This window comes from Catenibacterium mitsuokai (genome assembly GCF_025148785.1).
Lineage (GTDB): Bacteria > Bacillota_I > Bacilli_A > Erysipelotrichales > Coprobacillaceae > Catenibacterium > Catenibacterium mitsuoka.
In genome coordinates, this window is record NZ_CP102271.1 from 240,426 (window position 1) to 262,169 (window position 21,744).

The 21,744-nt window shown below is 33.3% G+C and carries 21 protein-coding genes; 16 read left to right on the forward strand and 5 right to left on the reverse strand.

The window, feature by feature from the left end:
• The first annotated feature begins 121 nt into the window (after nucleotides 1–121).
• Nucleotides 122–433: a helix-turn-helix domain-containing protein gene (locus NQ499_RS01180; RefSeq protein ID WP_050772162.1), complete on the forward strand. Its 312-nt coding sequence runs from the start codon at nucleotides 122–124 to the stop codon at nucleotides 431–433.
• Nucleotides 434–442: 9 nt separating this feature from the next.
• Here the strand turns inward: NQ499_RS01180 and NQ499_RS01185 are convergent, their stop codons facing one another.
• Nucleotides 443–1,204, reverse strand: coding sequence for an AIM24 family protein (locus NQ499_RS01185; RefSeq protein ID WP_006505415.1), 762 nt, complete (start codon nucleotides 1,202–1,204; stop codon nucleotides 443–445).
• Nucleotides 1,205–1,257: 53 nt separating this feature from the next.
• Entirely contained in the window at nucleotides 1,258–1,959 is a 702-nt protein-coding gene (gene deoC / locus NQ499_RS01190) for a deoxyribose-phosphate aldolase (RefSeq protein ID WP_006505416.1), read from the reverse strand.
• Between the two features lie 117 nt (nucleotides 1,960–2,076).
• Between deoC and NQ499_RS01195 the strand changes: the two genes are divergently transcribed.
• The 5 genes from NQ499_RS01195 (at nucleotide 2,077) to NQ499_RS01215 (ending at nucleotide 7,524) form a co-directional block, all read left to right on the forward strand.
• Nucleotides 2,077–2,796: a GntR family transcriptional regulator gene (locus NQ499_RS01195; protein WP_006505417.1), complete on the forward strand. Its 720-nt coding sequence runs from the start codon at nucleotides 2,077–2,079 to the stop codon at nucleotides 2,794–2,796.
• Between the two features lies 1 nt (nucleotide 2,797).
• On the forward strand, nucleotides 2,798–4,069 hold the full coding sequence (locus NQ499_RS01200) for a glycoside hydrolase family 32 protein (RefSeq protein ID WP_006505418.1): 1,272 nt from the start codon (nucleotides 2,798–2,800) through the stop codon (nucleotides 4,067–4,069).
• 26 nt (nucleotides 4,070–4,095) lie between these two features.
• Entirely contained in the window at nucleotides 4,096–5,700 is a 1,605-nt protein-coding gene (locus NQ499_RS01205; protein ID WP_006505419.1) for a hypothetical protein, read from the forward strand.
• A 1-nt stretch (nucleotide 5,701) separates the two neighbouring features.
• Entirely contained in the window at nucleotides 5,702–6,328 is a 627-nt protein-coding gene (locus NQ499_RS01210; protein WP_050772163.1) for a DUF5052 family protein, read from the forward strand.
• Between the two features lie 71 nt (nucleotides 6,329–6,399).
• Nucleotides 6,400–7,524: a DUF362 domain-containing protein gene (locus NQ499_RS01215; RefSeq protein WP_040389801.1), complete on the forward strand. Its 1,125-nt coding sequence runs from the start codon at nucleotides 6,400–6,402 to the stop codon at nucleotides 7,522–7,524.
• A 23-nt stretch (nucleotides 7,525–7,547) separates the two neighbouring features.
• Here the strand turns inward: NQ499_RS01215 and NQ499_RS01220 are convergent, their stop codons facing one another.
• Nucleotides 7,548–8,387, reverse strand: coding sequence for an AraC family transcriptional regulator (locus NQ499_RS01220; RefSeq protein ID WP_040389802.1), 840 nt, complete (start codon nucleotides 8,385–8,387; stop codon nucleotides 7,548–7,550).
• Between the two features lie 98 nt (nucleotides 8,388–8,485).
• Between NQ499_RS01220 and NQ499_RS01225 the strand changes: the two genes are divergently transcribed.
• The 5 genes from NQ499_RS01225 to NQ499_RS01245 all read left to right on the forward strand — a co-directional run bounded on the left by NQ499_RS01225 (nucleotide 8,486) and on the right by NQ499_RS01245 (nucleotide 16,128).
• Entirely contained in the window at nucleotides 8,486–9,751 is a 1,266-nt protein-coding gene (locus NQ499_RS01225; RefSeq protein WP_006505423.1) for a glycoside hydrolase family 32 protein, read from the forward strand.
• Nucleotide 9,752: 1 nt separating this feature from the next.
• A complete protein-coding gene (locus NQ499_RS01230) occupies nucleotides 9,753–11,879 on the forward strand; it encodes an alpha-galactosidase (protein WP_259848573.1) in 2,127 nt (708 codons plus the stop codon).
• Between the two features lie 114 nt (nucleotides 11,880–11,993).
• Entirely contained in the window at nucleotides 11,994–13,862 is a 1,869-nt protein-coding gene (locus NQ499_RS01235; RefSeq protein WP_006505425.1) for a sucrose-specific PTS transporter subunit IIBC, read from the forward strand.
• A 34-nt stretch (nucleotides 13,863–13,896) separates the two neighbouring features.
• On the forward strand, nucleotides 13,897–14,640 hold the full coding sequence (locus tag NQ499_RS01240; RefSeq protein ID WP_040389803.1) for a Cof-type HAD-IIB family hydrolase: 744 nt from the start codon (nucleotides 13,897–13,899) through the stop codon (nucleotides 14,638–14,640).
• 180 nt (nucleotides 14,641–14,820) lie between these two features.
• Nucleotides 14,821–16,128, forward strand: a complete 1,308-nt coding sequence (locus NQ499_RS01245) for an IS4 family transposase (RefSeq protein WP_259848574.1) — start codon at nucleotides 14,821–14,823, stop codon at nucleotides 16,126–16,128.
• Nucleotides 16,129–16,300: 172 nt separating this feature from the next.
• Here the strand turns inward: NQ499_RS01245 and NQ499_RS01250 are convergent, their stop codons facing one another.
• Nucleotides 16,301–17,080 carry a Cof-type HAD-IIB family hydrolase gene (locus NQ499_RS01250; protein WP_006506591.1) on the reverse strand — a complete coding sequence of 260 codons (780 nt, stop codon included), beginning with the start codon at nucleotides 17,078–17,080 and terminating at the stop codon, nucleotides 16,301–16,303.
• A 54-nt stretch (nucleotides 17,081–17,134) separates the two neighbouring features.
• Nucleotides 17,135–17,719, reverse strand: coding sequence for a histidine phosphatase family protein (locus tag NQ499_RS01255; RefSeq protein ID WP_040390123.1), 585 nt, complete (start codon nucleotides 17,717–17,719; stop codon nucleotides 17,135–17,137).
• An 82-nt stretch (nucleotides 17,720–17,801) separates the two neighbouring features.
• Here NQ499_RS01255 and NQ499_RS01260 point away from each other — a divergent pair, with 82 nt between their 5' ends.
• The 5 genes from NQ499_RS01260 to NQ499_RS01280 are packed head-to-tail and all read left to right on the forward strand — an operon-like array spanning nucleotide 17,802 to nucleotide 21,380.
• On the forward strand, nucleotides 17,802–18,200 hold the full coding sequence (locus NQ499_RS01260) for a MerR family transcriptional regulator (RefSeq protein WP_040390124.1): 399 nt from the start codon (nucleotides 17,802–17,804) through the stop codon (nucleotides 18,198–18,200).
• Nucleotides 18,201–18,208: 8 nt separating this feature from the next.
• A complete protein-coding gene (locus tag NQ499_RS01265; protein ID WP_006506594.1) occupies nucleotides 18,209–18,472 on the forward strand; it encodes an RDAC family protein in 264 nt (87 codons plus the stop codon).
• The gene (locus tag NQ499_RS01270) at nucleotides 18,472–18,852 is read left to right on the forward strand and encodes a GntR family transcriptional regulator (protein WP_006506595.1); all 381 of its coding nucleotides are present in this window, start codon (nucleotides 18,472–18,474) and stop codon (nucleotides 18,850–18,852) included. The genes NQ499_RS01265 and NQ499_RS01270 overlap by 1 nt, the downstream gene beginning before the upstream one ends.
• Complete coding sequence (locus NQ499_RS01275; RefSeq protein WP_006506596.1) at nucleotides 18,845–19,735, forward strand: ABC transporter ATP-binding protein; 891 nt, start codon at nucleotides 18,845–18,847, stop codon at nucleotides 19,733–19,735. Before NQ499_RS01270 ends, NQ499_RS01275 begins: the two co-directional genes overlap by 8 nt.
• Entirely contained in the window at nucleotides 19,707–21,380 is a 1,674-nt protein-coding gene (locus NQ499_RS01280; RefSeq protein ID WP_259848575.1) for a hypothetical protein, read from the forward strand. The genes NQ499_RS01275 and NQ499_RS01280 overlap by 29 nt, the downstream gene beginning before the upstream one ends.
• Nucleotides 21,381–21,744: the final 364 nt, after the last annotated feature.

Genomic DNA, 21,744 nt, shown 5'->3' on the forward strand with positions numbered 1-21,744 from the left:
ACATAATAAATAACATGAAACGAATAATAATATCGTGAAATCTAAAAAATGAGATTTTTACGCACATGAGCGCTATACTCTCTATTTTATTTCTATGCTTAATGTATAGAGGTATACAGATATGTCAATGGGAGAACGATTAAGAAAAGCAAGATTAAAAATGGGATATTCTCAAGAAGAAGTCGCAAGACGTATTGATACACATCGCACAACCATAGGGAAGTATGAGAATGGTGAATGTGAACCATCTATAAAAGTCTTAGCGAAGCTGATAGAAATCTATTGTACAGATGCGAATTATATTCTTTATGGCAAGGATATGAAAGTGATGAATGTATCAAGAGTACCAGAGAACTGTATGAGAGATGTCTATATGTTGATTTCAGAATATCTTATTGATGATTATGCGTATAATGAAAACATCCACGATTAGTGGATGTTTTTAAATCTGTGGTTTGATTAATACTCTTCCTGTACCACGATAAACGTTAACTAAACCTTCACCACTCATAGCTGAACCAATGAGTGTTTTACCGCTTCTTTCTACTGTAAAGTCTAGATTCTCACTCCAGGCAATCGCAAATGATCCATCAATCTTTAACGTATCGTTATGTAAATCTATTGTGATAAGTTCTTCTTGTGGTACATCACATTCTAAGACAACCTTACCAGAGCCTTTAAGACATAGATTAAATAATCCCTCATCACCAATTGTCTGTCCTGATACACTTTTAATCATAGATGTACTTAAGCTGACTTTGGTTTCAGATGCACAATATAAACCATCCTCTACACACATAGCTCCATTCCAATCATCTAGATCTTCAATAATATAATGTTTATAGCTTGGTTCTGTGACTATAACACCAGTCCCTTCATATTGTGGTTTAATTGTAGATTCACCAGTGACCTGGGCATTAAAGAACTTCTTGATTGTATCACCAATCCCTTTTAAACCTGTAGACTGATGTACATCACCTATATACCATTGCATGGCTCCTGGTTGAATATTTACACTCTCATTATTTAAAGTAATCATCAATTGTCTTTTCTTAACATTCATTTGACTCATATAGAACTTAATTTGTGCATCATCCGCTGTACAACTTAAATCCTTATCGTACTGAATTACCTTAAACATTCCTTTACGACTCACTACAGAGACATTGCTATTATCTTCAAAATTAAAAATCTGGAATCCCATAAGAAAACCCTCCTTTACATTATTATATACGAAAAAAAGGTCTTACGACCTTTTTAAATCTTAATAATACCATCAACAGCTTGTTTCTTTAATTCTTCAATAATAGAGACTCCTGCACTTGTACCAATACGAGTTGCTCCATTTTGAATCATCTTGATAAAAGTATCCGCATTTCTAATACCACCTGCAGCCTTTACTTCTACCTCATCACCTACATATTTCTTCATTAATGCGACATCTTCAAAAGTAGCACCACCTGTTCCAAAACCAGTAGATGTTTTAATGAAATCAGGTTTAACCTCTTTCGCAATCTCACATAATTTTATCTTTTCTTCATCATCTAAATAACAGTTTTCAAAAATAACCTTACATGGAATATGATGGGCATGACATGCATCCACAATCTGTGTCATTTCATCCTTAATATACTCCCAGTTCTTATTCTTAACCTCTGTCTGATTGATGACATAATCAATCTCAGTGGCTCCTTCTTCAATCGCATTATTTGTATCAAATACCTTAGAGGCAATAGTAGTTTGTCCAAGTGGGAATGAAATTGCAGCACCTACATGAATATCAGTGCCCTTTAATAGTTCTGCACATAGATGAGACTGAACCTGGTTGATTGCAACCATCTTGAAATGATAGTCTTTTGCCTCATTGCATAATTTCTCCATATCTTTTTTAGAGGCATCAGTATGTAAGTTAGTATGATCAATCATCTGTGCCAATTCATCAATAGTATATTCTTTCATCTGTATCTCTCCTTTACATATATACTAACATTATATAATTATTATGTCAATGATATGTAAACATATCACTGGTGTTATAAATGTGATAAAATAGCATATACATGAGGAGGGTGCGTTATGACTGCTTTATATTTAGATGTAAAAAAAGATTTATTAGATAAGATTACATCGGGAGAATACCCTGAAGGCACTATTATTCCTACAGAACATGAATTATCTGATATTTATCGTGTAAGCCGACCTACTATTAGAAAAGCTGTACAAATCTTAGTAGATGCCGGTTATTTAGAAAAGAAAAAGAAACGTGGCACTATTGTATGTATACCTAAGGTAATTCAAGACTTTACACAGACAATATCCAGTTTTGATACACAGATGAAAAGACATGGTATTGTATCTCAAACGCAGGTGATTTCATTTAAAAAAGAACAGGCATCTAAAGAGATTGCGGACTCTTTACATCAACAAGAAAAAGATTTAGTTTATAAGCTTGTTCGTTTACGTTATACAGATAAGAATCCTAATGTCTTTATTACAACCTATATTCCTGTTTCTCTATTTCCAGAATTGCTTGATACAGACTTTACTCAAGAAAGACTTTATGATGTTTTTGAAGCACAGGGACATAGTATTGATACAATTGACCGAGAATTAGAAATGATCAAAGCCGATGATACAATAGCGGATATGCTGGATATAGAAGAAGGAGACCCATTATTCTATTTCCACTCTATTGGTTATGATATAAATAAGACTCCAATAGAGTATTCTATTGCACGTTATCGCTCTGATATCAATACATTCACGTTACATCTTAATAGACATAAAGGAGAGTAATATGACATACCGTTTAAACTATCATGTATGCCCAGAACATGGATGGATTAATGATCCAAATGGTTTTTCTTATTTCCAAGGATACTATCACTTATTTTATCAATACTACCCAGATGAACCTATATGGGGACCAATGCATTGGGGTCATGTTAGAAGTAAGGATTTAGTTCATTGGGAAAACTTACCTATCGCATTGACACCTGGAGATAAAGAAGATCTTGATGGCTGTTTCTCAGGAAGTGCAGTAGAGTACAACAATCGTTTATATTTAATCTATACAGGTAATATTTATGATGATCCTGAACATATCACATTTCATCAGAATGTGAATATTGCCTGGAGTGAAGATGGGATTCACTTCCATAAATATGAAAACAATCCAGTTATTGCCCATCCACCTCTAGATAATACAATTCATTTCCGTGATCCTAAGGTATGGCGAGAAGATGATCATTTTAAGATGATTATTGGTGGACAGAAAGAGGATGGAAGAGGACATGTATTGATTTATCAGTCAGATGATTTAGTTCATTGGGATTATTCAGGTGAATATGGACATGCATCAACTATTGATCATGAAGGGAAGATGTGGGAATGTCCTGATTTATTTAGAATTAATGGAGTTGATGTATTACTTATGTCACCACAAGGTATTAAAGAAGATGGTGAAAAATACAGAAACTATCATCAAACAGGCTATAAGATTAGAGATTCATTTATTGAATTAGATCATGGTCATGATTTTTATGCAGCGACTACAATGTTGGCACCTGATGGAAGACGTATACTCATGGCCTGGATGGATATGTGGCATAGTGAATTCCCTGAAAAAGAAGAAGGCTGGTCAGGGGCTATGACTTTCCCTAGAGAACTCACTATTCATGATGATCATCTTTATATGATGCCAGTAGAAGAACTTGCATTATTAAGATGTGAATCTAAAAAAGTAGAAGTCACAGACTATTTACTTCCATCTAAGCAGGTAGAAATAGATTTAGACTTATATGAAGGAATGACTCTTACGTTAGGTGATCTTTATACACTTACAGTGAATAATCATAAAATCATTGTAATGAACCAGACAGAACGTGTAGGGACTATTAAAGACTATCAGTCTATGAAGATTTTAATTGATTCAAGTAGTGTAGAAGTATTCATCAACGACGGAGAACTTGTCTTTAGTGATCGTGTGTATTTTAAAGACACACCAGTCCTTTCACTTGATAGAAAGACAATATGTCTTATCACTACTCTAGGAGAAAAAGGTATATAATATATACTAAGGGGGAATGATTCCAAATGAAAAAAATAGAATTTAAACCAATGCTGGTTTCTATTATTCTTGTATTACTGATTTATTATTTCTATACACCAGCATTGAATATTCATGCGATAGAATTTTGGATTTTCTTAATTGTCGCAATATGTATCTATGGTGCGGCATCTTCTTATAGCACGTTACTTGGTAAGAAATTCAAGCCTGAAAAGGTAGGTTATTTAGGTGCTGCAGTGGCAGTGATTGTGGCAGGTATTTTAGTGACTGATTTATTCACAAGTAAGATTTTCCATGCATCACGTTATGCAAGTCGTATAGAAGTAGAAAATGTAAAGTTTAATAATAAGACATTACATGAAGTAGACTTCTCTAAGACACCTATTATTGACCGTAAAAGTACTGTGAAGCTTGGTGATAAGGTGATGGGTGAAATTCCAGAATATGTGTCTCAGTTTGAAGTAAGTGATGATTATACACAGATTTCTTATAAGAATAGTGTTTATCGTGTCACTCCACTTGAATATGCAAGTTTCTTTAAATATTTGACTAACAGTAAGAATGGTATTCCTGCCTATATTACAGTAAATTCTACAAATGGTAAGACAGATATTGTTAAGTTAAAAGATTTAGGTTTAGATGGTATGAAATATGTACCTTCTGCCATTCTTAATCATAATTTGAATCGTAAACTACAATTATCTTATCCTACATCCATTTTTGGTTCTCCTTCATTTGAAGTAGATGAAAAAGGGCATCCTTGGTATGTATGTACAACATATACTTACTTTGGTGTAAGTAATAAGAAGAAGGTTACAGGTGCTGTTCTCTTTGATCCAATTACTGGTAAATCTAAAAAATATGATAAAGGCAAAGTACCTAAATGGGTGGATCGTGTATATCCAGAAGAACTCATTATGACTGAAATCGATGAAAACGGAAGCTTACAGGATGGGTTCTTTAACTCAGTCTTAGGACAGAAAAATGTTACTGTCACATCTGAAGGTTATAATTATTTAGAAAAAGATGGCGATATCTGGATTTATAGTGGTATTACTTCTGCAAATAAAGATTCATCTAACTTAGGCTTTGTATTATCTAACTTACGTACACATCAGACTTTACGTTTCTCATGTTCTGGCGCAAATGAAAAAGCTGCTATGAAATCTGCAGAAGGTGAAGTGAAGAACTATGGCTATGATGCCACATTCCCATTATTAGTCAATGTAGGTGGTCATCCAGTTTATTTGATTTCACTTAAAGACAGTGGAGGATTGATTAAACAGTATGCGATGGTCGATGCGAAGGATTATCAAAAGGTCTCTGTTTATTCTGCAGATTCAGTCAAGAATCTTGAATTATTGAAGAAAAGCTTCCTTTCTTCTCAGACAATTACAGAAGAATCTGATGCAGAAACTAAGAAGAAGGATATCACAATCGCAAATGTACAGATTCTTAATGTAGATGGTAAATCGAAGCTATTTATTGTGGATACAGAAGGTAATAAATACAAAGCAGTCATTACATCAGAAAATGAAAACACACTTGCTTTCTTAAAGACAGGTGAAACAATTCATATTCGTTATATTGAAATGAAAGATGTAAATATTATAAAGAATGTAGGTGAATAAGATGAAAAGAATCATGAAGGTTTTCACAATTACATTTGTATGTTTATCTTTATGTGGATGTTCTTATTTCAAGTCTAAGATGAATGATATTAAAGGCAGTTTGATTGGGAATGGCTATACAATCGATACTTATGATAATTATGGAAATAAGTTTTTTGAAACAAACGGACAGAAAATCAAAATCACTGGTAATAAAGTAAAAGAATCCTCATATAATTCTGATGGTAGTGTAAAAGAAACATATAGTCTTTCTTCAGTCATTACGATCACAATTGATGGGAATGAAATAGAAAGCTGTGGTGATACTTGTATCTTTGAACAAAAGGGCTTGGATGCAGAAGTAGACTTTACTAAGAAGCATATTAATAGTAGAGCAGATGGTATTACTGCCAATACCGCTATTGCGAATTACTTAAATAAGTATAAGAACTTATTTGGTAAGAGAAGAGTCGTAGTCGTTAAATCTCAATTAGGACAGCCTATTAAGGCTTATCAGGGTGATGATGTTTATTGGGAAATTCCTGATAATCTTCCTAAGATGACGAAACTCATGATTGATGGTAAGGCACTTTATATTCATCGTGCAAACTTCCAGATTATTGATTCAGATTGTTTAACAGAAGAGTAGCGCGTCTACTCTTTTTTAGTTGACTATGAACCTTACTTTAGGGTTAAAATAATATTATGGAGGATATGTTTATGGAGAAATCAAAAGTATATTTTACTGACTTTCGTACACGTGTTGGTGTGAGTTTAACTGAAAAGTTACAGCGTTTAATCAAGAAAGCAGGAATCACTGATATTGATATGGATGGTAAGTTTGTTGCCATCAAGATGCATTTTGGTGAATTAGGTAACCTATCTTATTTACGTCCTAATTATGCGAAAGCAGTCGCAGATGTCGTTAAGGAATGTGGAGGGAAACCATTCTTAACAGATTGTAATACATTATATCCTGGTTCTAGAAAGAATGCCCTCGAACATTTAGATTGTGCAAATATCAATGGTTTTAATACAATTACTACAGGGTGTCAGATTATTATTGGAGATGGTTTAAGGGGAACTGATGATATTACAGTACCTGTAAGAAATGGTGAATATTGTAAAGAAGCCTATATTGGTCGTGCAGTCATGGATGCGGATATCTTCATCAGCTTAACTCATTTTAAGGGACATGAATCTACAGGTTTTGGTGGAACTATTAAGAATATTGGTATGGGCTGTGGAAGCCGTGCTGGTAAGATGCATCAGCATAATTCAGGCAAACCAATTGTACATGATGACTTATGTAGAGGATGTCGTCGCTGTGCTAAAGAATGTGGCAGTGATGCAATCACTTATGAAAATGGAAAAGCAGTCATCAATCAGGATATCTGTAAAGGATGTGGCAGATGCATTGGGGCCTGCGCATTTGATGCGATTGAAAATCAGAACTGGAATGCCAATGAAATACTTGGCAGAAAGATGGCAGAGTATTCGCAGGCAGTATGTGATGGAAGACCAACATTCCATATTAGTCTTGTAAGAGATATCTCACCTAACTGTGATTGTCATGGTGAAAACGATGCACCTATCTTACCAGATGTTGGTATCTTTGCGTCATTTGATCCTGTTGCTTTAGATCAAGCATGTGTAGATGCATGCTTACATGCAACACCTATGCCTAATAGCCAGTTATCTGATAACTTAGCTGATCCACATTGGCATCACCATCATGATAACTTCCTAGATTCAAATCCTAATGTCAGATGGAAAGAAACATTAGAACATGCGGAAAAGATTGGTTTAGGTACAAGAGAATACGAACTTATTCAAATGAAATAATAAAAAAGAAGAATTGAAATAACTCAATTCTTCTTTTCATCTGTTTGTTTACGATATTGTGTGGGTGAACAATGATAAGTCTTACTAAACTTTTTAGAAAAGGCCAGAGCATCAATAAAGCCTACACTGGCTGCAATTGTAGATACAGGGAGATTTGTACTCTGTAACAAGCCTGCAGCCTTTTTTAATTTAATTGAAAGCAGATATTGTTTAGGTGAAATATCAAATTTCTGATGAAATAATCGTGTCATATAATTTGCATGAATACCAAACTTATCCGCAATCTCACTCATTTTAAGGTTATATTGATAATTCAAATCCAAATAAAGACGAATTTCTTCGGCAAGTGAATATTTCACATTATTATTGAAATGGATATTTAACTCTTCATACAACATTGCGAAAATATGAAGAAGTATACTATTTGATTCAAAATATTCAGCATCAGTATTAAAGGATAAATCTAATAGACGTTCAATCTGTTTATAATATTTATTCACATCAACATTATGAATAATGTATTGATCATGTGTATCTTTTGTAAGGGAATAAAAATATTGTTCCGCATTAATACCTAAGAAATTGACCCATCCATATTTCCATGGATGGTTTTTATCTGCTTGATAGGTAGCCACCTTATTGGCAGGAATGAGGAAAATATCTCCTGCCTTGACATCAAAGGAATGTTCATTAATAGTCAGTTGTCCTTTTCCAGAGAAGACAAAATGCATCACATAATAAGATCTTACAATAGGTCCATAGGTATATTCACTTTTACATTGTTCTATTCCAGCACTGTATAAAGACAAATCTGTATTGGCTTTATAGGTTTTACTGTGAATACGTTCTTTATATTCTTTCATATGATCCCCTAAGTTAGTTTTTTCCATATATTCGTTATGTATTTCTATTCTTATTATATTCTTGACGTTGTTTAATGTAAATAAAGTGAGGGTTATGTATGAAAAATAGAAAACAAGCATATCATATAGAAACAGAAAAAGGGTTAATCAATGACCCAAATGGGCTTTCCTATTTTAAAGGAAAGTATTATGTCTTTTTCCAATGGAATCCTAATGTGACAGACCACTCTTATAAAGTATGGGGAAAAACAACCTCTCAAGACCTTATTCATTGGAGTGAGCCTGTTATCGCATTACAAGCTTCTGAAGCTTATGACAAGGATGGGACGTATTCAGGAAGTGCAGTCAGTGATGGTGAGACACTATCTCTTTATTATACAGGAAATGTGAAGAGAGAAGGCGTAAGATATCCTGAACAATGTCTTGCACAATCAAAGGATGGTGTTCATTTTAAGAAATATGGTTCTGTACTCTCTCTTCCTGATGATTATACAGGTCATTTTAGAGATCCTAAAGTGACTAAGGAGGATGTCTGGAAAATGATTATTGGAGGACAGAATAAGAAGACTGGAAGAGGAAATATTATTCAATATACATCAATAGATGGAACCTCTTTTAAGTTTAATAAAATCATCGGAATATCTAAACAGTATGAAATGATAGAATGTCCTGACTTATTTACACTTGATGCTCATGAAGTATTAATTTATGGCTTGCAGTCAAGAAATAATGATACGGATGAATGTCTTGATGCACACGCTGTTTATTTAATAGATACATTGAGTGATTTAGATAAAGGACTGCATATGGATGAAGGGTATGATTTTTATGCACCACAAACATTTGTGGATGCTCAAGGAAGACGTATTATGCTTGCTTGGATGTCACGTTTTAGTGATGCGCAAGAAGTAGAATTCGCTAAGGATGGACATATTCATTGTTTAACAATGCCTCGTGAATTATCTGTAAAAAAAGGAAAATTGATACAGTCACCTGTAAGGGAGATGTATGAATTATGCCATGAAATTCCTTATACGAATCATATGAAAATACAAAGACAGGCGATGATAGAAATCAGTCCCTTGGAACATATATCTTTTTCAATCAATAAGGAATTAAGCATTCACTTTGATGAAGGCATAAGTATTGAACGCTATGATTGGGCAGAACAGATATATCAAAAGAAATCATGGCCTATAAAAATCAATCATATGGAAATATGGCTGGATACATCAAGTGTAGAAATATTTGCGAATAACGGAGAGTTTGTTTATTCTGCACGTCTTGATCCACAGGCTGAAGACTTACTTCTTGCAAGTAGTAAAGAATCACAAAATATCAACGTATACAGATTGGAGATTTAAAATGATTACAATAAATAATAGTATAATTCATCTTAGAAATACACATATTAGTTATATATTAGAAGTATTAGATCAAAAGTACATTTTACAAAGATATATCGGGAAACCACTTCGTCATTATCATAAAAGTCCAATGACTTACTACAAACGCGGCTACAATACTGAACATGATGTCAGTATCGAAAATGCATCTTTTGATGATCTTCCTTTTCTCTATCCACAATTAGGTCATGGAGATTATCGTATACCTGCCATTGAAGTAGAAGCACACCATCAACGTTATTGTGAATTATTGTTGAAGGAAGTGCATGTACTAGATGAAAAGAAGACTCTTTCAGGATTACCCTCACTTAAAAGTCATGGCAGAAGTGAGACACTAGAAGTAGTCTATGAAGATAAGCATATTGGCTTAGAAGTTAGTCAATATATCACTATTTATGAGGATTTAGGCGTTCTTTCATTTTCAGCTTCTTTTAGAAGCTGTAAAGAAGATCTTATTCTTTATAATACACAATCTGTTTCTTTAGAACTTCCATCACAGGATTATCAAGTGATGACAATGTATGGCTTACATGCAAAAGAAGGCAATATTCAGCTATCTGCACTTAATACAGGTATATTTCAAATAGAAAGTACAAGAGGCAGCAGTAGTCCACAAATGCATCCATTTGCGGCATTAATATCAGGTTCTGATATATATGCAATGCATTTTATTTATAGTGGAAATTATTGTTGCAAGATACAAAAGGATTCATTTGGAAAAGTTCGTATGCAGATGGGTTTACATCCTTCTATGAATAATTGGCACTTACATAAAGGAGAAGAGTTTTATACACCTGAAGTTGTCGTGAATTATAGTAGTACAGGTTTAGAAGGAATGAGAATGAATTTCCATGAGCTCTATCGTCATCACTTATTACCACAATCACAGGAATTACCTCCTGTATTATTAAATACCTGGGAAGCTATGTATTATGATGTGTCTTTAGAAAAGATTGAAGAACAGGCCAAATGTGCGAGTGAACTAGGTATTGAATTATTTGTGTTAGATGATGGCTGGTTTAGAAAAGAAAATAATAGTCGTAATTCTATGGGAGACTGGAAATGTAATACAAGCAAACTTCCAGGTGGTATACAAAAAGCGGCTGAACTTGTTAAATCATATGGTTTGAAGTTTGGCTTATGGTTTGAACCAGAAGCAATCAGTAAAAACAGTGATTTATATATACATCATCCAGATTATGCATTATCAGTAGATGGATATGAACCTACTTTAGGTCGTCATGAATATCTTCTTGATTTATCTAGAGAAGATGTCCAGAATTATTTAATTCATATGCTTGATTCTTATCTTTCTACAGGACTTATTGATTATATCAAATGGGATATGAATAGACCGATGAGTGATGTATGTTCTCATATCTCTAAGTATAGTACAGAAGTGGCTCATAGATATATGCTTGGTCTTTATCATGTGCTTGATGTGATTACGTCTCGTTATCCAGATGTTCTTTTTGAAGGATGTTCAAGTGGAGGTGCACGTTTTGATCCAGGTATCTTATGTTATATGCAGCAGAACTGGGCCAGTGATAATACGGATGCACTTGATCGCAGTGTGATTCAAGATAGTTTTAGTCTGCTTTATCCACAATCAGTGATAGGTGCACATATCAGTGCTGTTCCTAATCACCAGACAGGACGTATTACATCCTTAGAGACACGTTATGATATCGCAAAACTATTTAACTTAGGTTATGAACTTGATCTTACAAAGTGTACAGATGATGAATTAGATGATATTAAGAAGCAGATTCAGGAATATAAAACAATAAGAAAAGAAACACTCAACGGTGAATTACATGCCATTGAATGTGATGAAAATCATTTAGGCTGGGAAGTAGTCAGTCTTGATAGAAAGACTGTTTATGTTGTCATAATGACTCGTTTTTATAATCCTCTAACTGCTCAGAAGTACTTTAAGTTAACATACTTAGATGAAGATTCTGATTATTTAGAATGTCATACACAAGAAATCTATGGTGGAGATGAGCTGCAGCATATGGGCTTATGTGTACCTTTAGAACATGGTGATTTTAAAACTTACACATTTATACTAAAAAAAGTATAAATGGTTAGAAAAAGCCATATTTATATTATGTTATTCCATTCAATTAATGCGCTTTACGAGGTATAAATATAATCAGTAAAGCGCTTAACAAATTAAAAAGGAAAGGTTAGAAAAATGAACGATAAAGAACTTGCATTAAAGATTATTGAATTAACTGGTTCAAAAGAAAACATTAGTTCAGTAAGACATTGCGCAACAAGATTGCGTTTAGTAGTAAAAAACAAAGATAAAATCAATGTGAAAGCAATTGAATCTTTAGATAAGGTAAAAGGATCATTCTTCAATTCAGGACAGTATCAGATTATTCTAGGGACAGGTTTAGTAAATCGTGTCTATGATGAAGTAATCAAGGTGACTGGAGAAGAAGGTAATAACAACGATGAAAAAATAGTATACGGAAATAAATTCCAAAGAGCTATAAGAACATTCTCTGATGTCTTTGTGCCAATTATTCCTGTACTTGTCGCAACAGGTTTATTCATGGGTCTAAGAGGCTTATTGACTCAAGAAGCTATCTTGCATCTTTTTGGTTTAACAACTAAGAGTGTTCCTGCAAACTTACTTACATTTACACAGGTATTAACGGATACCGCATTCGCATTTCTTCCTGCACTTGTATGCTGGTCAACATTTAAAAACTTTGGTGGCAGTCCTGTAATTGGGATTGTATTAGGTTTAATGCTTGTAAGTCCTAGTCTTCCAAGTGCATATGATGTTGGCTCTGGTGCTGCAAAACCATTGATGTTCTTCAATTTCTTAAAGGTATCTGGTTATCAGGGTTCTGTATTACCTGCCTTTGTGACAGGTATTCTTGGTGCCAATATGGAGAAATGGTTAAGAAAACGTATTCCAGATGCATTAGATCTTATTCTTACTCCATTCCTTACATTACTTATTGGTATGACAGTCGCATTATTTGCGATTGGTCCAGTTCTTCATACAGTTGAAACAGGTGTATTATTTGTAGTTGAAAAATTATTGCAGTTACCTCTAGGTCTTGGTGGTTTATTATACGGAAGCTTTGGACAGTTACTTGGTATCTTTGGTATTCATCATATCTTAAACTTCTTAGAAATCAGTATGTTAGCTAATGATGGCTGGAACTATTTAAACCCAATTGGTACTTGTGGAAACATTGCGCAGGCAGGTGCTGTATTAGCTATCGCAATTAAAGTTCATGATCAGAAAATGAAACAGGTTGCTTATCCATCTGCTTTATCTGCTGCATTAGGTATTACTGAACCTGCAGTATTTGGTGTAAACCTTCGTTTAGTAAAACCATTTATCGCTGCAATGATTGGTGGAGGTGTTGGTGGATTCCTTGCTTCTATCTTCCATCTTAAAGCAACAGGTATGGGTATTACAGGTATTCCTGGTACATTACTATATCTTAATAATCAGTTACCATTCTATATTCTTGTTAACTTAGTCGCATTTGCGGTGGCTTTCTCTATTACATGGTTATTCTGTGTTCCTAAGACAGAAAAAGAAGAAGTCGTAGAACCAAAAGAAGAAAAAGAAGTTTCTAGTGAATCTTTATTTGCGATTGCATTAGGAGATGCGATTGAAATGAGTGCAATCAAGGATCCTATGTTTGCAGAAGGTATTATGGGACCATGTGCAGCTATTGAACCAGCTGATGGTAAGATCTATGCTCCTGCAAATGGTACAATCAGCTTTATCAGTGAATCAGAACATGCAATTGGAATCATCACAAATGAAGGTGCAGAACTTCTTCTACATTTAGGTATTGATACAGTAAAAATTACCGATGAAAAAGTATTTGATACAAAAGTCACAATGGGACAGAAAGTCAAAAAGGGTGATCTTCTCACTGTAATGGACTTAGATGGAGTAGAAAGACATCAGTGCCAGAAAACAGTTATTACGATTGTCACTAACCATAACAGCTATACTGATATTGCTCAGGTGAAAACAGGTTCAATTACGCCTGATGATATTATTATGGAGTTATCACTTTAGTCAGTTCTTTGAACTGACTTTTTTGGAGAATAGTATGAAAACAATTGTCAGTGATTTAGATGGCACATTACTTAATAGTTATGGAGTAGTAGATCCCTTCACTAAAGACGTATTGAATACATCACCTATTTATAGAATTATTGCGACAGGACGTAGTTACAAGACAGCTTTCCCTTTGTTGAAGGGAGTAGATATAGATTATTATGTATTATTGAATGGTGCAGAATGTCGAAATAGTCAGGGAGATATTCTTTATAAAGAAAATATCGATCTAAAGATTGCACATACTATTGTGAATGGCTTATTAGAACGTCATATAGATTTTGAAATTAATACGGAAGAAGGGGATTATTCTACTGATACTGTATTTTGTGATACAACAGCACAACTCACTAAGCAACATCTTCAAGATTATAAAGAAATAAGAAAGATATTTGTATTTGTGCATGATGAACAGAAAATCAATCAAATCAAATACTGGCTTGATCAAATAGAAGGAATTAATGTCACTTCATCAGCCTGGTGGAATATTGAAGTTACATCAATGAATGCGAATAAAGCACTTATGGTAAAAAGAGTGATAGAAACACTTCATCCTTCTGATGATGTTTATGTATTTGGTGATGGTTATAATGATCTGAGTCTATTTAAAGGCTATAAGCATACACGAGCTATGAGTAATGGTGTGAATGCACTGAAACAGATAGCAGAAAAAGTGATTGATAGTAATGATAATCATGGTGTTGCGAAAGAAATAATTGATTTGGTTAAGGACTAGAAAAAGCAGGCGGTGCCCAATGTCATTAAGTTAAGAATTGACAGCTATCAAGGCATACAAACAAAATGTATGCCTTTTTTATTTTCTCTTGACAAAAGCCAAAAAATGTGAGGCCAATAATCAATATTTATATATTGATTATTGGCCAATTTTTTATAGATGTCGTCGGAGGTATACATTATGGACAACTATAAACAACTCGAGAAAACTTTAAATCACATTATCAAAAAAATGAACGATTCACGCTCTATTTTCTGCGAAAATTCCAGAACAGACTTCATTCGTTCTCGTAAACTGGATTTTCAAGATACCATCAAAATCCTCTTCTGCATGGAAAACGGCTCTTTAAGAGATGAACTATTTAAGTCTTTTGATAATGCACTTGATACACCTACTGCATCTGCTTTTGTGCAGGCTAGAAATAAAATCAAGGTGGATGCTTTTAAACATATTTTTAATAAGTTTAATGATAGAACTCATGAAGACATACTGTATAAAGGATATCGTCTTCTCGCTATTGATGGGAGTGAATTGCCAATCGATAATTCCATATATGATAAAGAAACAAGAGTTCTAAGAACAGGCGGTACCAATAAGCCTTATTCCGCATTTCATATTAATGCCAGCTACGATCTCCTTGAGCGATCATATGATGATCTTATTATACAGGGTCAGGCAGTAAGGGATGAAAATGATGCTTTCTGCCAGCTTGTGGATCGTTATCAGGGAAGGAAAGCGATTTTTATAGCGGACAGAGGATATGAATCTTATAACGGTTTTGAACATGTTGCGAAATCTGGAAACAAGTATCTTGTCAGAGTCAAGGATATCAATTCTAAAACCAGTATGACAAGATCTTTAGGGCCGTATCCGAATGATGAGTTTGATATTGACGTGTTTAGAATGCTTACTCTGAAATGTACATCAATGATAAAAGCATGCCCTCAGCTATATAAAGTATGTCCTACTAATATGCGATTTGACTATATGTCTAAAGAAGATCCCTGGTATGAGTTTAATTGCAGGATAGTTCGATTCAAAATCACTGAAGATACATATGAATGTATAATTACTAATCTTGATAGGACTGAATTCTCATCTGAAGACATCAAGGAACTATATAATAAACGCTGGGGTATAGAGACTTCTTTCAGACATGTAAAGTATGCAATAGGTTTGAATTCACATCACGCAAAGAAGAGAAAATATATAAAGCAGGAGATTTATATAAGTCTTACTCTTTATAATCTGATACAGAGATTTATAAGGAAGATAAAGATTGAAAAAAGAAACAAGAAATATATTTATCAGATTAATTTCACTAGAGCCTGTCATTTAGTAAGAAGTTTTCTAAACAAAAAAGATGGAAAAAATCCATCTTTAGAGAATCTGATAGCTAATGAAATCTTACCAATTCGCCCCGGTAGATCTCATAATAGAAACGTCAAACGAAAGTCGTTCATATATTTTAACTACAGATTTGACTAGTCGGACAAATTATAAACCTTTTTGCGATGAAATAGAATATTTTTTAAAAAATCGTGAAAACGATACTTTTTTGGCTGCAATAAAATAAAAGTAAGAATAATATATCTGCTGATATATCATCTGACTTAAATTCTAGCATTATTAACTTAATGACATTGGGCGGTGCCTGCTTTTAAATTATTTCAAAATGTTTTAACGCATTATATAAACCATCTTCATCGATATCATCTGTGACATAGTCTGCCGCTTTTTTAACGTCATCTTCTGCATTACCCATGGCAACAGATATTTCTGTATAGTCAAACATATCAATATCATTCTTGCCATCACCAAAAGACATTGTTTCACTTTGATCAATAGAATAATACTTTAATACTTCATGAATACCATTCTGTTTACCACCCGTCGCAGGAATGATGTCCACTGCCTGAGGATTCCATTGTGTCTCCTTGCAATGAGGCATAAGTTCCTTAATTTCTTTTAGTCTTTCATTACTTGTATCATAAGGAATGACCTGATAAATAGGATGTGTATAACCTCTATGAATATCTCCTAATTCTGGTAGTGGTGTAGAAATAGCTTTCTGTACTTTTTCTACAACTTCATTATTAAAGTTGATATACATGAGTTCATCTTCTACAAATATGCAGGGCATATGGTTTGTATCCACATAATTGATGATATTGTTGATGTCTGTTTGTTCAATAGGAAGTCCATAAATCATTCCTTCTTTATTGAAACAATACTGTCCATTTAAAGTAATACAGGCATCAAATTCTAAATCCTGTATAGGAAGATCCCTCATCTCACTTAAATGTCTCCCTGTCGCAATAAATGTAAGTATACCTTTCTCTTTTAATAGTCTTAATGCTTCTTTAGTAGACTCTGGAACACTATACGTATTATGTGAAAGTAATGTTCCATCAATATCAAAGAAAATTGCTTTTATCATATTTTATCCTCCTGTCTTATTTATCATACTAAAAAAAGTTCCAAAAAGGAACTTTTACATAAAACTGCTAAAATCATGATTGATGATTTCTTTACAAGAGAAGATTCCATCTTCATATGTGCATACAAAGATAGCACAGTTTTTAATACCTTTCTTATAGTGAGCTACATTATATTCTTCAAAGTTTCTAATAAAGTTGGCACAAGCAGCTCCATGAGATACAACTAGGACATTATCACCTTTTGTATTTTCCATGATTTCTGTAATTGTCTTTACAACTCTTTTCTGTACTTCATCCTGTGATTCTCCACCATAAGTTTTAAAGTAATCGAGATAAGGAAATGGTGGATTGAGACATTCATCTTTTCCTTCAAAGACACCAAAGTTCATTTCTTTTAATCCCTTTAAACGTGTATAAGGCATATTATGATGTGTAACTATTTCAAGTGTGTCACTCGCTCTTTCACTTGTGCTGCAATAAGCATCATCAATCTGAATATGATTGTCATCAAACCATTTTCCAGCCACTTCTGCCTGCTTAATTCCAATTTCTGTAAGAGGTGCATCACACCATCCCTGAATCTTATGTTGTAAATTAAATAAAGTCTGTCCATGACGCATTAAATAAAGTGTTTTCATTGTAATTTCTCCTTTATATTTGTACAATAAAATTATAAAACATGGGAGTTACTACCGTGCAAGAAAAAAAGGAGTATTTTTTATGTATACAATGAAAGAAGTTTGTCAGATTGTTGGATGGAGCTATGAAACATTAAAATATTATTGTAAAGAAGGGCTTATTCCTAATGTAAAGAGAGATAAGAATAACTATCGTGTCTTTGATGAAAATAATATAGAATGGATCAAAGGCTTACAATGTTTAAAGAAATGTGGTATGAGTTTGAAAGATATGCGCATGTATCTTGATTATTGTATGCAAGGTCCTGTTTCTATTCCTGAGCGTGTAGATATGCTCAATGAGACAAAAGAAGATCTAGAAAGAAGACTAGCGGAAATACAGGAATCGTTAGACTATATTGAACAGAAGAAAGAACTCTATAGAGATATGCAAGAAGGTAGGAAGCCTTATGTAAGTTATGTTTATCATGTAGAGAATTAGGTGATACTATGATAGGTACAGTAGATTTTAATATGATTCTAGAATTGAATCGTATATTGAAGAAGAAAGGCTATGATTATTCTGTTCATTCTATTGGTGGATGTGCAAGCTGTGGTCTTAATTTGAGATGCGAGGGAGAAGAAAGTGATTTAGAAGATGTGATGAAGGTCATAAATGACTTTCTTAAGAAGAAGTGGTTAAAGGCTGTTCCGAGTCTGGAAGATCCCTATACTCTTGGCATCATCTCTACATTTCATAAGGAGGTCAAGTGATGTTTCAGTTAAACTATCAAAGTCATAAATCTATCTATGAACAGATTGTAGACAATATTAAGGAACAGATTATGACAGGTGTATTAAAAGAAAATACCCAATTACCAACGGTAAGAGAACTCTCTCAACTATTAACTATTAATCCTCATATAGTTCAAAAAGCATTTCAGACATTGGACCAGGAAGGCTATATCTATACAATTGCGAATAAAGGTATTTTTGTATCATCAAGAAAACATGTAAAGATAGATGAACAGAAAGTCGATGACACGATTCATGTGATTGTAGAAGGTTATAAAGAATTAATCGACATGGGTATGACTCAAGATGAAATACATAATAAGATTTTAGAATATATGAAAGGAAGCCTTCATGATTAAAGTAAAAGATTTATATAAAGTGATTGATGGTGAGGTCGTCCTTGATCATCTCAATATGCAGGTAGAAGAAGGGTCTATCTATGGTTTGATTGGTCCTAATGGAGTAGGTAAAACAACACTCATTAGACATCTGGTGGGTGTCTTAAAACAAGATGCAGGAAAGATTTTTATAGAATCACAGCCTGTGTATGAAAATATAGAATTAAAAAGAAAGATAGGCTATATATCTGATGCGATGTATTTCATAGAAACAAGCTTAGAAAGAAATGCGAAAGTCTATAAAGACCTCTATCCATCATGGAATCAAGAAAGATTTGAAGAACTCTACAAAACATTTAAATTAAATCCTACAAAGAAGATACAGACATTCTCTAAAGGAATGAGAAAACAAGCATCATTTTGTTTAATTATGTCTACAATGCCTAAATATCTTATTTTAGATGAACCTATAGATGGATTAGATCCAGTCGCAAGAAAATTAGTTTGGAAATATATTATTGATGATGTTGCCCAAAGGAATCTAACAGTTCTTATTTCTTCTCATAATTTAAAAGAATTAGAAGGAATAGTGGATCATGTAGGTATATTGTATAAGGGTAAGATTATGAGAGAGTTTGATTTAGAATATATTCAAACGCATATTCATAAAATACAGGTTTCATTTGGAGATAAAGAAGTTCATTTAGATGAGTTAAATATTGCGTATCAGGAGGAAAGAGGTTCAGTAAAAATATTGATTATTGAAGACTCTCTTTCTAATATTAGAAAGGTTATAGGAGATCAATCTCCTCTTATCTTTGATATACTTCCTTTAAGTCTGGAAGAACTCTTTATATATGAAGTAGGAGGGGAAGATGATGATGTCCAAAAACTCATATTTTAATAAAACCTTCTTTAAAAACCTTATGAAACGTTTCTGGATCATTGGTTTAGGGATGATGGTATCCTATGTTTTATTATATCTTTATCCTATCTACCAGGGTGCAAGTTCAGAGGGGTATCAATACTATGCAGCATATCTCAAGGGATCTTATTTTATAGGTAATCTTATTATCTCTACTATTGCGATACTTACAAGTGTGGCTTTACTCTATTTCTATCATAACCGTACAGCCTCTACAATTATTCATTCTATGCCTATTAAAAGATCAGAACTCTATTGGACATCTTTTATTGCAGGAATGATTTTAATGTTTGTACCTCTTATTCTTACAACAGGGATACTTATATTCTATGGTAAAACAATCCCTTTATATTATAGAGAACTTTCAATCAACCATTGTCTGAGTTGGTTTTTGATTCAAAGTGCAATCATATTCTTTGCATATGGCATTACACAATTCTGTGGTATTATCACGGGTAATCTCTATACACATTGTATATTAGGAGTATTTTTTAATAGTTTACCTTGGCTTAGTTCACAGTTTTTTACTATTCTTAAATCAGCCTTTACTTATGGTGTAGAAGAACCTTCTGTCGCTTTTGAGAACTATTCTACTGCCTTTAATTATGTATTAAATCTAGAAAAATGGCTCACATTGCGTACTCTTGCTTATTTGACTATTTATATTGCGATAGGCATCAGTTTAGTCTTTATTGCCTACTTCATTTATAAACGTGTTAAATTAGAATACATTGGTTCTTCTGTTGTTTTTGACCGTTTAAAAGATATAGTTGTCATTATAGGGACTCTTGTACTCTCTTCATTTGTGACATTCTTATTTATATCCAATGAAACATCTATTCATACAATGCGTATCACTTTTGTGATTATAGGTATCATTGATTCATTTATAGGTTACTATATTTCAAGAATGATTGCAGATATGACACTTTATGTCTTTAATAAGAAGAACTTTAAGAAGTTTATCATCTATCTTGTGGTCTTCTCACTCATGTGCGTCTTCTTTGTATTTGATATCACAGATGAAGAAAATAAGATTCCAAAAACAGGTACTGTATCTTATGTGACATTCAGTTCTGATTATTCAGGTAATCAGGATGTTAAACTGAATGATTCAGATACAATAGATATAATTCATGATATACATAAAGATATCTTAAAAGCACCACATAACTCTAATGATTCTTCTCATTATTTCAACATTACTTATCATCTCGTAGATGGTAAAACACTCACACGTTCCTACAACATATCACAGGACTGCTTTGATAAATATGTGAAGGATGATATGAAGTCTCTTTATACAAATGTCTCTTATATGAATCAGATCTTTAGAAATATGCATTGGGTAGAAGTATCTGTTATGAACTATAAAGATGATACAATGGACGATACAGTCTATTTAAAAGAAGATGATTTTAGAGGTTTGAAATATGCCTTAAGAAAGGACTATGAAACTCTTTCGATGGATACTATTTCAGACGCAATTAATAACTATAAATATAGTATTGAAGTCATTAATGATGCAGATTATGTACTCACTTTCTATATTAATAAGGATTTTGAGAATACAGTGACATACTTTAAAAAGAGAGGTTATAAATTAGTGGCGAAAAACTCATAGGCTTGCCTATGGGATGAAAGCCACATAATTTTTACTTGAGTTAAGCATAAGGGTAAGTTTAATAAGAAAAAACGTGTTGGCAGGTCTATAAAGAATAGATGCCCTTCTGGGTTTCAGGCTGCTGTAGAAGAAAAATTCAAGACCACAGGTGGTACATATATAGAGGTGCCTAATGATTATAGAGCATCATAATATGACCATACAGCAGATGATTACATAAAGAAGAAATTATCTGACAGGATGTATCATTAGCAGATGGAACTCTAGTACAACGAGACTGGTATTCATCATTTCTGTTGTACTGCTATGATTACGTGACTAAGAATATAGATAGGGACAGATGTATTTCAGAATTTGAAAAGTG